We start from the raw sequence: 12,875 nt of genomic DNA on the forward strand, positions 1-12,875 counted from the left end.
AGAACCAAGCGGGTTGTCCGGCAAATAGAAGTACAAAAGGCAGGGCATCTGCAATTTTCCGGGAGTGAAATGCGCCTTTACAGAAATTCGGCCTGCCATTTTGCTCCGATCCAGAATGCGCTTCGTATCGGCATGGATGGTGGGTGTCTTTTTGGCGGCGGGAATTTCCCTGCCGGGCGCGGTGTCTGCGGCTCCGGCTCTCGACGCCAATTACGGTGTCGGTTCCTGGATATGGGATCACCAGACCTATGATCGCCAAGAGTGCCGGTTTTGGAAATCGTTTGAAATTCCGCGGGGTGTTTCTGTCAAGTCCGCCACGCTCCGGATCACGGCGGACAATTTCTATTTCGTGTTCCTCGACGGCCAACCGGTCGGCCAGGGAGCCGACTGGCGGGTTCTTATCGAATATGACCTCAGCCAGCTTCTCGAATCCGGAACCCATGTCCTCGCCGTGGATGTCTCCAACGATTTCGATGTTGCCGGGCTTTTGGTCGGTCTGCACATCAACCTGGCCGACGGATCCGTGATCGAGATTGCTTCGGATGATACTTGGAAAATCGCGCCCAGGAATGTCACCGATTGGAAACAACGGACCCGCGCTCCCGCCGAATGGCCGTCTGCCAAGGTGCTTTATCCCTTCCGGCCGGAAGACAACAAGCAGATCTATCAGGCACCGGTTTCGCAACCCGTGGTGATTTCATTTTGGCAAAGGCGCTGGTTCCAGATTTCCACGATCATTTTATGCGTCCTGGCGGCGGCGTGCAGTTTGTTTCTCTTCAGCAGGCTGATTCTCAAATCCCGGATGGAGCGCATGGTCCGCCGCGAGCGGGCGAGGATCGCCGCGGACCTGCATGACAGTCTCGGTGGCGGCCTGACGCAGTTGGTCATCCTCGGTGACGCCTCGAAGCGGGTGATTTCTAACGGATCGGTCGCAGTGGACACGCTGGACCGTCTTTGCGACCAGACCCGTAATCTGGTACGCGGCATGAACGAGGCGGTGTGGCTCATCAACTCGCAGCGCGACAACCTGCGGGATTTCGCATCCTATCTGGGCAAGCACGCCGAGTTGTTCTTCCACGACACGCCGGTCCGCTGCCGCTTCGAGATTGAAAAAAATCTGCCCGCGCTTCCATGCGACATCAGCGTGCGCCGGAATCTTTTCCTCGCCGTCAAGGAAGCGTTCACCAACGTCCTCCGCCACTCTGGCGCGACGGAGGTGCGGTTAGGCGTGCGCCAGGAACGCAATGGCATCCGGATCATCATCTCCGACAATGGCCGGGGCTTCGATCCATCCGCAGTTGACGGGGAGGGGAACGGGCTGGCAAACATGAAACATCGCGCCGCCGAGGTCGCCGGAACTTTCGGAATCCAGCGCGGCGAGGAGGGCGGATGCACCGTCACACTCGGCGCGCCGCTCCAGTTCAAAGGGAGCAGAAAATCCCTCAGAAAAACATCCCGCACCAACCCATGAGCGCAATTTCACGGAACGAAGCAAACCCGTCCCGCCATCCGGTGGCGCTGGTAGAGGACCATCAGGACATCCGCGAACAGTGGGCCGCGATTGTCGATTCGTCGGACGAATTCACCTGTGTTTGCGCGTGCGCCTCCGCGGAAGAAGCGCTTCGTAAAATTCCCGCCGCACGTCCCGAGGTGATTCTAATGGATGTTTTCCTGCCGAAGATGTCCGGCATCGAATGCACGGCCAGGCTCAAGGAAATCATGCCGGATGCGAAAATTCTGATCGTCACCGCATCGGACGACGAGGAACTGGTTTTCCACGCCTTGGAAGCTGGGGCCGACGGCTATCTGCTGAAACACGCGTCTCCGGCCGATGTGATCCAGGCCCTGGAGGACGTGCTTCACGGCGGCATGCCGATGACCAGTGGCGTGGCCCGCAAGGTGGCCGAGTTTTTCCACAAAAAGGGTCAGGAGAGGCGGCAACTGGTCCGACTGAGCCAGCGCGAAACCGAGGTCCTCGAACTAATCGCGGCCGGCTACGTGAACAAGGAAATCGCGGACAAGCTCTCGCTAACGGTCCAGACGGTCCGCAGCTATTTGAAGACGATTTACGAAAAGCTCCACGTCCACTCGCGGGCCGAAGCGGTCTTGAAATACATGAAACAGCCGGGGAAATAAACACGGCAGGCGAGGGGGGAGGGGAAATCACCCGTACCTGCGGGTATTGAGGAAAAGCGGCGGGATTGCTAACGATGGCATCGGTGCGGCCGGACGGTTCCGGCACACCGTCAATCCATCGTTATTTCATTCCTGTTTCGTGAGATTCCCTTTGTCCAAGCTTTTGCTGTTAGCAGCTTCCCTCGCCGGAGCCCTTCATGCCGAGAACACGCCCGCCTTCTGGTCATGGGCGGAAAAGCCCGTGATGGGCTGGAACAGTTGGGACTTCTACGGCACCTCGATCAACGAGGCGAAGTCCAAGGCGCAGGCGGATTACATGGCGGCCAACCTGCTGTCGCACGGCTGGAATCTCATCACCGTGGACATCCAATGGTATGAGCCGAACGCAACCGGTTTCAACTACAACGCCAACGCCACGCTCACCATGGATCAGTTGGGCCGGCTGACCCCCGCGACGAACCGCTTTCCTTCCGCCGCCGGTGGCGCGGGTTTCAAGCCGCTGGCCGACTACATCCACTCGAAGGGCCTCAAATTCGGCATCCACATGATGCGCGGCATCCCCCGCCAGGCATGGCAGCAGGATCTGCCGGTGAAAGGCACCACCTACACCGCGAAGGACATCGCCGATCCCAACAGCACGTGCCCGTGGAATCCGGACATGTATGGCGTGGACATGAACAAGCCGGGCGCGCAGGCCTACTACGATTCCATCATGGAAATGGTCGCCTCGTGGGAGGTGGATTTCGTGAAAATCGACGACCTCAGCCGGCCCTATCACCTCAAGGAGATCGAGGGCATCCGCAAGGCGATCGACAAGACCGGTCGCGCCATTGTTTTCAGCACCTCGCCCGGAGAGACCCCGGTCGGAAACGGCGAACACGTTATGGCCCACGCCAACCAATGGCGGATCAGCGATGATTTCTGGGACAGTTGGACCCCGCTCTACGAGCAGTTCAAACGCCTTCACGATTGGACTCCCTACCGCGGCCCCGGCCATTTTCCGGATGCCGACATGCTGCCGTTAGGAAAGCTCCAGGGCGGCAACAACACCGCCACCGGACGCGTCACGAACTTCACCGCGAACGAACAAACGACGATGATGAGCTTGTGGGCCATCGCCCGCTCGCCGCTCATCCACGGCGGCGACATGACGCAGATGGACGCTTCCACACTCGCGCTTCTAACCAACGACGAGGTCATCGCGCTGAACCAGCACAGCACCCACAACCGCCAGCTTTTCCGCAGTGGCGATCTCATCGCCTGGGTGGCTGACGCGGAAAATTCCCCGGACAAATATCTGGCTGTTTTCAATACCGGCTCCGCCACCGCGAATGTTCCGGTGGCCCTCTCCACCCTTGGTTTCAGCGGCCCGGTGCAGGTCCGCTCGCTTTGGGATCAGAGTAATCTCGGCGGATTCAGCGGCAGTTTTTCTCCCTCCATCGCCTCGCACGGAGCGGCACTCTATCGGCTCGTCGGCACTGCGCTGCCCACGCCGTGGATCATCGGTGCCGCCGCGACCGAGGGGCAGGTGGCATTGACATGGGAAACACTGGCCCCCGCCACTTCCTACCGGCTCAAGCGGGGGATTTCTGAAAGCGGCCCATTTACTGTGATCGCGGACTCCTTGACAGATACCGCGTTCATCGACACCACGGTGCAGAATGGCACCACCTATTTCTACGTGGTTTCTGCCATCGTTTCCGGTCAGGAAACACCTGACTCGGGAGCGCGCTCCGCCACTCCGGCGGGGGCTCCGCAAACGGTTAGCTGGAACTATGATCGCTTCGGCACGGTTTCCGGCACCGCCGTGGCAGGCGTTGTCCCGGTCGCGAACTGGAACAATTCCTATCCGAACAATCCGGTCATCGATCTGATCGACAGCAGCGGCATCGCGACCACGCTCGATATCAGCTACAGTTCCTACAACAACTGGAGCATTCAAGGTAGCACGCCCGCTCTTGATGGAAACGGCGCATCGAACAAGCGCCTGCTCAACGGCTACCTCAATGCCGGACCCGCCGCTTGGAATCCGTCCACCATCCAGACCTCTGTCGGCCTCTCGCAGATTCCTCACGGCTACTACGATCTCATCGTTTATTTTTCCTCGGACCAAGCCGGCCGCGAGGGACAAGTGACCGACGGCACCACCATCTATCAATTCAGCTCCCTCGGTCCGGCCAGCGTCACCGGATCGAACGCGTCCCTGGTTCAGACCACTCAAACAGCCACCTGGCCGGGTGCCAATTACGCGGTCTTCAGCGGACTTCGTGGCGACTCACAAACTGTCACAGTAAAGATGCGCGACAATGACGAATGGGGCGGCATCGCTGCCGTGCAGGTCGTCCCGCAGACCGATCCGCTGCCGACGACGCGCCTTCGTATCGATCTGCAATCCGTCGGCACCGCAATGCTTTCGTGGCCCGCAATCCCCGGCGCTGTCCTGCTGCAGGAGAGCGACGACCTCGTCGATTGGCTACCCGCCGACCCACAACCGGTCACGAACTCTATTGTGGTGGCGGTCGATTCCGACCGGCGCTTCTACCGGCTTGCCCGGCCTTGAATCATTCTCCGGAAAACAAATCCAACCCCACAAGAAAACCAAACTATGAAACGAACCCTACTCATTGCCCTCGCGGCACTCGGTTCCGCACACGCCTCCGTAGTGAGCTGGAACCTCGATTACAACGGCACCCTGTCCTCCAGCTCGGTGGCTGGCGTCGTTCCCGCCGCCAACTGGTCCAATTCCTGGCCTTCCAATCCGACCGTCAACCTCGTCGATGACAGCGGAGCCGCCACCACGCTCGACCTCTCCTACACCTCGTTTAACAACTGGCGCATCCAGGATTCCGACCCCGGCCAGGACGGAGACGGCAGCAATAACAAGCGCCTCCTCAACGGTTATCTCAGCGCCGGACCCGCCGGTTGGGGACCGACGCCGACCTTCTCCAATGTCGTCCTCTCGCAGATTCCTTACGCGAACTATCAGATCATCGTCTATTTCTCCTCGGACGGAGCGAATCGCGAGGGCCAGGTCACCGACGGAACTTCAAACTACTACTTCCAAACGCTGGGAGCATCCAGCATCGCCGGGTCCAACGCCACACTCGCGCAGACCACCTCCACCTCCAACAGCAACTACGCCTCGGCGAACTACGCCATCTTCGACGGCTTGAGCGGAACGTCCCAAACGATCACCGTGCAAATGCGCGACAACGACGAGTGGGGCGGCATTGCCGGATTCCAAGTCGTCGCCGTACCGGAGCCGTCCGCAGCGCTGCTCGGCGGGTTGGGTGCGATCGGATTATTGCGCCGCCGCCGTGCCTGAAGCCGTTCTTCCATCGGTGCCGCGAATCCATCTGCGGCACCGCCAATTCCAACTAACAAAGCCCATGAAAAAACAGATTGCCCTCGGCCTCGCCGCCGCCCTATCAGCCCACGCCTCGGTCGTGAGCTGGAATTACGACCGCAACGGGACGGTTTCCGCCAGCGATATCGCCGGTATTTCTCCGGTCGCAAATTGGAACAACTCTTGGCCCACGAATCCGACGACCAACCTCATCGACAAGAACGGTCAGGCGACGACGCTCGACCTTGCCTACACCTCCTTCAACAACTGGAACATCCAGGGAACCGGGCCGGCGCTCGACGGCGACGGCAAGGCGAACAAACGCCTGCTCAACGGCTACCTGAACGCGGGGCCGGCCGGATGGAGTCCGCCTGTGACCTCGTCCTCGGTGACCCTTTCCCAGATCCCGTATGCGAAATACGACGTCATTGTTTATTTTTCCTCCGACGGCGCGGATCGCGAGGGCACGGTGGGTGACGGAACCACCACCTACTACTTCAAGACTTTGGGAGCCGCCAGTATCAGCGGCAGCAACGCGACCTTTGCCAAAGCCATCGACACCACCACCGGCGGCTATACCGTCGGCGCAAACTACGCCGTTTTCAATGGTCTAACCGGAAACTCCCGGACCATCACCGTGCAGATGCGGGACAACGACGAGTGGGGCGGCATCGCCGGTTTCCAGGTCGTCGCCGATCTCGGCAGCATTCCGGAGTTTGGCTTACAGCCGGAAAGCCAGACTGCTGCCGTGTACTCTGAGGTGACCTTCACCGCATCGGCTTCAGCGGATCCCGCGCCAACCTATCAGTGGCAATACTCGGCCAACGGCACCACCGGATGGGCGGATGTCAGCGGCCAGACGACTGCGTCGCTCGTGCTCACCGGCATCACCTTCGCCGAGGAAGGTTACTACCGCGTCATCGCCACCAACACGAACAGCTCGGTCGCCAGCGCCAGCGCGTTTCTCGATGTCTTCTATGCAACACCGAAAATCTACGCCCAGCCGGCAGGCGTCAACGCCGTCGAGGGCTCGACCGTGCAGCTCTCGGTCGTTGCCGGAGGCTACGAGACGCTGACCTATCAGTGGTATAAGGACACCCTTCCGCTGGGCGGCGAGACGAATGACACGCTGGTCCTCTCCAACGTCAATTCCGGCGCCGCGGGCGTCTATTTCGTGAAAATCACCGACAGCGTGCAAGCTGGCCTGATCACCAATTCCAATAACGCAACCGTCGCCACCTTCCCGGCGTGGAACGGATTGGTTAGCCATGACTCTTTCACGGGTTACACGATCGGCGAGCTGCCGTTGCAGAATCCAAGTGTCACCGGCTACACGGACGCCTGGACCGACGTGGATTTCGGCGATGCCGAACCTGCGGTGATGACGGGCTCGCTGACCTATGCGGACCCGCTTTACCTAGGCTCCTCGGGCGATCAGGTCGGGAAAACCGCCGACACGGTGGGCATCGGAGGGGCTAACAGCGGCCGCGCGTTCCGCAAGCTCGCTCCGCCGCTCGTCGTTGCGAAAAACACCACCGGCACCCGCTACCTGAGCTGGCTCTATCGAAACGGCAACGAGAATGCCGCGGCGCAGCCCACCATCCATTCGGTGCTCTCGCTCTATCAAAACACCGGCGGCGCTTCTCCGGCGGGTGATGCCGCGCGGCGCGTCTTCGAGGCGGGTATTTCCGATGCGGACTTCGCGACCTCCAATTTCGGTTTCCGCTACAACGACTTCCAGGTCGGGGATCTCGCGAAGCCGGTCGATTCCGGAGTCCACCTGTTTGTGGTGAAATTCGAACTGAGCGATGCGGACGCCAGCGACAACCTAACTGTCTGGATCGATCCCGCGCTCGGCTCGGGCGAGCCGAGCGGTGGGATCGCGCTTACCGGTCTGGACGTGGCCTTCGATTCACTCGCGTTTTCCGACTATGCCAGCAACTCGGTGGCGTGGGACGAAGTCCGCTGGGGAAGTTCCTACAACAGCGTCACGCTGAACACGACTCCTGCTAACACCTTTGCCTCGTGGATCTCCGGTTTCCCGGTCGGATCGCTCAACGGCTTCAACGATGACGCGGACGGCGACGGAATTTCCAACGGAGTGGAAAACTACTTCGGAACCAATCCGAGCATCCCGAATTCCGGAATCACGCAGGTCGCCAAGAGCGGCAGCACGGTGACCTTCCAGCACCCACAGAACGCCACGGCGGCCAGCGACCTTGCGCCGGCCTATCGTTGGAGCACCGACCTAGTGAGTTGGAACGCCGACCTGGCAACCAGCGGCGGGACGACGGTGGGCTTCACCGCCAGTCCTAACACGCCGATGCCGGGAATCACCACCGTGACCGCCACTCTCACAGGAACGGTGCCTGCGAAATTCTTCACCGGCTTGCAGGTCACAAAAACGCCGTAGTTTTCGATCGTCCGTAGTTTCTCACAAAAAAACGGCCTTTCCGTGAGGAAAGGCCGTTTTGATTGAAGCGAAAACCGATGGATCAGACCGTTCCGAAGATCGTCTTGCCGGTGGACTTGAGGTCGTCACAGGCTTCCTTCATGCGATCGCAGAGGCTTTGTTCGCCTTTTTTCAGATAGGAACGCGGGTCGTAATGCTTCTTGTCGCCGACTTCGCCGTCGATCTTGAGCACGCCTTCGATGTTGGCGCACATGTGGGTGACGATCGGGCGGGTGAACGCGTATTGTGTATCCGTGTCGATGTTCATTTTCACGACGCCGTAGTCGAGCGTTTCGCGGAGGTCGCTCTCGGAGGTGCCGGATCCGCCGTGGAAGACGAGGTCCATTTCAGCAGTCGCGCCGTGCTTGTCCATGACGGCTTTTTGTCCGTCGCGGAGGATGGTGGGCTTGAGTTTCACCGCGCCGGGCTTGTAGGCACCGTGGACGTTGCCGAAGGTGGCGGCGAAAAGGAAACGGCCGATCGGTTGGAGCGCTTCGTAGACTTCCACCATGTCTTCGGGAGTGGTGTAGAGTTTTTCGATCGGCAGGCCCGAGGTGTCGTGTCCGTCTTCCTCACCACCGACGCAGCCGGCTTCGACTTCGAGGATGATTCCGAGTTCGGCGCATTCCTTGAGGAGGGCTTTGGAGATTTCGAGGTTTTCCTTCAGGTCGACGACCGAGCCGTCGAACATGTGGGATTGGAAAAGAGGTCCCTTGCCTTCTGCGATGCGCTTGCGGGAAGCTTCGAGGAGTGGCTTGAGGAAGCTGTCGACCTTGGCCGGATGGCAGTGGTCGGTGTGGAGGGCGATGAGCACGTTGTGCTTTTCCGCGAGGAGATGGCAGGCCTCCGCGAGCACGATGGCTCCGAAGGCGGCATCCTTGACGGAAGTGCCGGAGGCGAACTCGCCGCCACCGGTGGAAACTTGGATGATCCCGTCGGATTTCGCTTCGGAAAACGCCTTGAGCGCACCGTTGATGGTTGGCAGCGAGGTGACGTTGATGGCGGGGTAGGCGTAGCCACCTTTTTGGGCGGCGTCCAACATGGCGCGATATTGCGCGGGAGTTGCGATTGGCATGGCGGGAGTTCCGTAACCAGTCCGCGTGCCATCGACAAGCCAGAATAAAGGGAAATCCCTCCGGAGCCCCGGCTTGCGGCTTGCCAATCCGCGTTAGCCGGGATTGTTTCTCGTTCAGCCCGATGACTTCACCCGAAACAATTGTTTGCAAGCCAACGCCTTGGTTTCTCCTTCGAGCAGTCGTGATGCTGTTGATGTTTGGAGTCTTCGCGGTGCTTTTTTACAAAGACGGTTCGACGGGATACCGGAAAAAAAACGAGAGCTTCTATCTCCAGAAGACCTTCCAAATCGCAAACGAGCAGTTTGCGAAAATGAATGCCGGCAATTCACTCTCGCCGGAAGATTGGAAACGCCATGCGGAGAAGCAGTTCGCCACATTTCCCGAAGATCATTCGGTCCTTCCCGCGGATCTCCAACTGCCGATGCCCTGGCCTGCGATTCTTCATGACTACAACCGCATGAAGCCCTTGCAGTGGAACTTTCTCTGGCAGGAATACTCCCGCGAAAAGATGCTGGATGCCAATGTCGAACATTCCTACGACGCCGGGCAAATCCACGAGCAGTGGATCGTTTTTGGCGTTTGTTCGGTGCTTGCGGCGATCGCTGCTTTCTTCCTCCTGCGCACGGTCAACCGTTCGATTTCCGCTGATGGCGAGGCTGTCACCACCCAACAAGGAAAGCGCGTTCCATTCACGGATCTGAAGACGCTTGATCTCCGCAAATGGGACACCAAGGGGCTCGCATTCATCGACTACGACGGTAATTCCGGAAAGGGCCGGATCCGCATCGATGGACTGACTTACGGTGGTTTTAAGAAGGAAAACGACGAGCCTGCCGAACGACTGATGAGGCAAATCAGAGCACACTTTTCCGGCGAAATCATCGAATACGCCGCCATCTCCAAGTCGGAACCCCAAGACCAAGCTTCCGGGCCTGCCTGAGAGATTTTCACCGATCCCGTCCTTTTCCACCCTTGATTCGTTTTCGAGGTTGCCAAGTCGGGTCAGCAAGCGATAACCAAGCCCAACGCCAACCCTCAACAACAGCAATCTATGTCAGACAAAAGTATCGAAGCCCGTGTAAAGGACATCATCGTGGACCAACTTGGCGTCAACGCTGATCAAGTGACCACCGAAGCCAAATTCGTCGAAGATCTCGGAGCCGACTCGCTCGACACCGTGGAACTCGTCATGGCCTTCGAGGAAGAATTCGACATCGAAGTGCCGGATGAAGAGGCGGAAAAGCTTCAGGCCGTCGGTGACGTGATCACCTACATCACCAGCCAACAAGCCTGATCCCGGTAGGCGAACGCTTTGTCAAAAGGGCGGGCTCCTCATGAGGTGTCCGCCCTTTTCTTTGCATTGCCGCGGATCCGGGCGACTATCAACTGCCCATGCACTCACCGGACGACATTCACTACGCGCTTGAAACGACGAAGGTTCTCCGCGAGCCGGATCGCCGGATAGATACCTTCGGCGAAACCCGCTTCGAATTCCAGCTCATCAGCGAGCTGATGGATCGCACCGGCGAGGTCAGGATCCGCACCGGGGAAGTCGAGGCGATGCGCCCTCGGATTCTCCGGCCGTCGGCCTACAACGATGTGCAGTTGGAAGGATTCGATCCATCCGCCAGAGCCCGGTTCGACAAGCTCGTAGACAAGCTCCGCTCCGAGGGCAAGGACCTTGCCTTCCTGCAATACGGCTTCCAATTCAAGCGTGGCCAGGTGCACGAGGAAATCATCCATGACAGCATTGACGCCGTTCGCGAACGGGTGCTTGAAGATATTCGGAAATCCGGTAACCCTGCCCGTGCCATCATCGAAGGGGTGGATGACGCATGGGAAATCTCCATCCTCAAATTTTCATTCGAAATGATACTTCGCTCGCATGAGATCAACGCATTCGATTTCAAGCGCCGCGGACTTATCTGAGACTTTTCTTTCGCCCATGAGCCTTTGGACGGTTTTAAAGCTCTTCGCCGCCGTGTGTGTGCTGGCGGTCATGGCCTTCACTGGCATGTTGGCCTATCACATTCTTGTCAGGCCCTTGGGGGGTGTTTTCGAGAAAATCATTCCCAATCCGACGGAGGTTGTCGGCAGGCCGCCCGAAGGCGATTTCGCCAAGATGTTGGATTCGGCGGAGCTTCCCGACATCGATCCCGGTGAGAAGGCATTTCAAAAAGCCCATGAGTTGTTAGCCCTCGGCAAGCTCGACGAGGCGCGCGAGAAACTGACGACGATCATCAATGTTTTTCCCTCGTCATCATCCGCTCCCACGGCCCGGCGGATCGTCGGTGAAATGAATTTGGATGAGATCCTTTCCACCACTCACATGGAGGGCAAACAGGTCCACGTCGTGAAGCGCGGAAACTCGTTCCTCGGCATCGCCGGAGAGCACGACACCTCGCTCGACATCATCATGCACCTCAACAACATGATGGAGCTGAAAAACATCCAGCCAGGCGAGGAACTCGTCGTCATGCCGCTCAATTTCCGCATCCTCATCGAGCCGCAGCGCAAGACGTTGTCGTTCTGGGATGGCGACCGTTTCATCCGCGAATATCCGATCATTCATCTGGGCGTGCCCGGCGTGCTGCCTGCTGGAAAAACCAAGATTAGTTCAAAAATCGCGGAGGTTCAAGGCAAGCGGGTGGCTCCCCAATCGAAGGACTATCGATCTTCGGAAAAACTCGTCCAGATCGCCAAGCCATCGCTCCTGATCCGCGGGGCTCCGGAAAAATCCGAGGAATTCCCCCACGGAATCATCGTGCGACCACAGGACATGGAGGAAATCAGCCTCCTCACCCGGGTTGGCAACGAGGTCGAGATCCGCTGATCCGGGCCATCTCCGGTCTTGCATCTTCCATCGCGAATCCCGAACCTCGCACCCCTCCACCATGCAGCTCCTCGAATTCGAAAAACCCGCCGCCGAACTCGAACGTGAACTTGAGAAACTCCGCACCAAGTCGGCTTCTCAAAACATCGACATGTCCGCCGAGATTTCCATCATGGAGACCAAGCTCGCCGAGACCCGGGCTGCGATTTATAGAAACCTAACCCCGTGGCAGCGCGTCCAGATCGCCCGTCATACGAACCGTCCGTTCATGCTCGACTACGTCTCCCTGGCTTTTACGGATTTCTGCGAGCTCCACGGCGACCGGCACATCGGCGATGATGCCTCGATGCCCGGCGGCTTCGCCCGCATCGGTGGCCAGCGGGTCATCGTCATCGGCCATCAGAAGGGCCGCGATACCAAGGAAAACCTCAAGCGCAACTTCGGCAGCGCCCATCCCGAGGGCTACCGCAAGGCGCTCCGATTGATGAAAATCGCCGAGAAGTTCGGTCTTCCGGTCATCACCATGATCGACACTCCCGGCGCGTTCCCCGGTATCGGTGCCGAAGAGCGAAATATCGCCGAAGCCATCGCTTTCAACCTCCGCGAAATGATGCTGCTCAAGGTGCCCATCATCGCCATCGTCCTGGGCGAAGGCGGCTCCGGCGGAGCTCTCGGCATCGGCATCGCCGACCGGGTCATCATGATGGAAAACGCCTATTATTCCGTCATCAGTCCGGAAGGCTGCGCCGCCATTCTCTGGAAGCACCGCAAGCACGCTCCCGAAGCGGCGGAAGCGATGAAACTGGTCGCACCCGATCTCAAGAATCTCGGACTCATCGACGACGTCATCGACGAACCCACCGGCGGAGCCCATCACGACCATCAGGCATCCGCCGATGCATTCCGTGAGAAAGTCCTCTCCCATATCGCCGAGCTAACAAAACTCTCGACCGCGAAACTCCTCGACGAACGCTACGCGAAATTCCGCGCCTTCGGCGAGTGGCAGGGGAAAGAATGACCCCGAGCGATCCG

General features: G+C 59.1%; 11 protein-coding genes. 10 read left to right on the forward strand and 1 reads right to left on the reverse strand.

Translation table 11 applies throughout. The features are described from left to right. The first annotated feature begins 115 nt into the window (after nt 1-115). The 5 genes from ABIQ96_RS13340 to ABIQ96_RS13360 all read left to right on the forward strand — a co-directional run bounded on the left by ABIQ96_RS13340 (nt 116) and on the right by ABIQ96_RS13360 (nt 7,895). Nucleotides 116-1,471, forward strand: a complete 1,356-nt coding sequence (locus ABIQ96_RS13340) for an ATP-binding protein (RefSeq protein ID WP_348215097.1) — start codon at nt 116-118, stop codon at nt 1,469-1,471. Continuing rightward, entirely contained in the window at nt 1,468-2,136 is a 669-nt protein-coding gene (locus ABIQ96_RS13345; protein ID WP_348215098.1) for a response regulator transcription factor, read from the forward strand. The genes ABIQ96_RS13340 and ABIQ96_RS13345 overlap by 4 nt, the downstream gene beginning before the upstream one ends. Before the next feature lie 139 nt (nt 2,137-2,275). Then, the gene (locus ABIQ96_RS13350; RefSeq protein WP_348215099.1) at nt 2,276-4,696 is read left to right on the forward strand and encodes a glycoside hydrolase family 27 protein; all 2,421 of its coding nucleotides are present in this window, start codon (nt 2,276-2,278) and stop codon (nt 4,694-4,696) included. Between the two features lie 45 nt (nt 4,697-4,741). Then, entirely contained in the window at nt 4,742-5,461 is a 720-nt protein-coding gene (locus ABIQ96_RS13355) for a PEP-CTERM sorting domain-containing protein (protein WP_348215100.1), read from the forward strand. A 64-nt stretch (nt 5,462-5,525) separates the two neighbouring features. Next, a complete protein-coding gene (locus ABIQ96_RS13360; RefSeq protein ID WP_348215101.1) occupies nt 5,526-7,895 on the forward strand; it encodes an immunoglobulin domain-containing protein in 2,370 nt (789 codons plus the stop codon). 82 nt (nt 7,896-7,977) lie between these two features. On the opposite strand, the gene fbaA is transcribed toward ABIQ96_RS13360, so the two are convergent. Then, nucleotides 7,978-9,009 (reverse strand): class II fructose-bisphosphate aldolase, encoded by a 1,032-nt coding sequence (gene fbaA, locus ABIQ96_RS13365; protein ID WP_348215102.1) that lies wholly within the window; start codon nt 9,007-9,009, stop codon nt 7,978-7,980. A 185-nt stretch (nt 9,010-9,194) separates the two neighbouring features. Between fbaA and ABIQ96_RS13370 the strand changes: the two genes are divergently transcribed. The 5 genes from ABIQ96_RS13370 to ABIQ96_RS13390 all read left to right on the forward strand — a co-directional run bounded on the left by ABIQ96_RS13370 (nt 9,195) and on the right by ABIQ96_RS13390 (nt 12,861). After that, nucleotides 9,195-9,950 carry a hypothetical protein gene (locus tag ABIQ96_RS13370; protein WP_348215103.1) on the forward strand — a complete coding sequence of 252 codons (756 nt, stop codon included), beginning with the start codon at nt 9,195-9,197 and terminating at the stop codon, nt 9,948-9,950. Between the two features lie 111 nt (nt 9,951-10,061). Further along, nucleotides 10,062-10,304 carry an acyl carrier protein gene (gene acpP, locus ABIQ96_RS13375; RefSeq protein ID WP_348215104.1) on the forward strand — a complete coding sequence of 81 codons (243 nt, stop codon included), beginning with the start codon at nt 10,062-10,064 and terminating at the stop codon, nt 10,302-10,304. A gap of 98 nt (nt 10,305-10,402) precedes the next feature. Beyond that, nucleotides 10,403-10,939 (forward strand): hypothetical protein, encoded by a 537-nt coding sequence (locus ABIQ96_RS13380; RefSeq protein WP_348215105.1) that lies wholly within the window; start codon nt 10,403-10,405, stop codon nt 10,937-10,939. A gap of 16 nt (nt 10,940-10,955) precedes the next feature. Then, entirely contained in the window at nt 10,956-11,843 is an 888-nt protein-coding gene (locus ABIQ96_RS13385) for a LysM domain-containing protein (RefSeq protein WP_348215106.1), read from the forward strand. A 61-nt stretch (nt 11,844-11,904) separates the two neighbouring features. After that, on the forward strand, nt 11,905-12,861 hold the full coding sequence (locus ABIQ96_RS13390) for an acetyl-CoA carboxylase carboxyltransferase subunit alpha (protein WP_348215107.1): 957 nt from the start codon (nt 11,905-11,907) through the stop codon (nt 12,859-12,861). Nucleotides 12,862-12,875 lie beyond the last annotated feature (14 nt).

It is taken from the genome of Luteolibacter sp. (genome assembly GCF_039920825.1).
Taxonomy (GTDB): Bacteria; Verrucomicrobiota; Verrucomicrobiia; order Verrucomicrobiales; family Akkermansiaceae; genus Luteolibacter.

Excerpts from the sequence above, each read along its gene's own strand:
- ABIQ96_RS13340 (WP_348215097.1), top strand. The coding sequence starts at position 116 with ATGCGCTTCGTATCGGCATGGATGGTGGGTGTCTTTTTGGCGGCGGGA.
- ABIQ96_RS13345 (WP_348215098.1), top strand. The coding sequence starts at position 1,468 with ATGAGCGCAATTTCACGGAACGAAGCAAACCCGTCCCGCCATCCGGTG.
- ABIQ96_RS13355 (WP_348215100.1), top strand. The coding sequence starts at position 4,742 with ATGAAACGAACCCTACTCATTGCCCTCGCGGCACTCGGTTCCGCACAC.
- ABIQ96_RS13360 (WP_348215101.1), top strand. The coding sequence starts at position 5,526 with ATGAAAAAACAGATTGCCCTCGGCCTCGCCGCCGCCCTATCAGCCCAC.
- fbaA (WP_348215102.1), bottom strand. The coding sequence starts at position 9,009 with ATGCCAATCGCAACTCCCGCGCAATATCGCGCCATGTTGGACGCCGCC.
- ABIQ96_RS13370 (WP_348215103.1), top strand. The coding sequence starts at position 9,195 with ATGCTGTTGATGTTTGGAGTCTTCGCGGTGCTTTTTTACAAAGACGGT.
- acpP (WP_348215104.1), top strand. The coding sequence starts at position 10,062 with ATGTCAGACAAAAGTATCGAAGCCCGTGTAAAGGACATCATCGTGGAC.
- ABIQ96_RS13380 (WP_348215105.1), top strand. The coding sequence starts at position 10,403 with ATGCACTCACCGGACGACATTCACTACGCGCTTGAAACGACGAAGGTT.
- ABIQ96_RS13385 (WP_348215106.1), top strand. The coding sequence starts at position 10,956 with ATGAGCCTTTGGACGGTTTTAAAGCTCTTCGCCGCCGTGTGTGTGCTG.
- ABIQ96_RS13390 (WP_348215107.1), top strand. The coding sequence starts at position 11,905 with ATGCAGCTCCTCGAATTCGAAAAACCCGCCGCCGAACTCGAACGTGAA.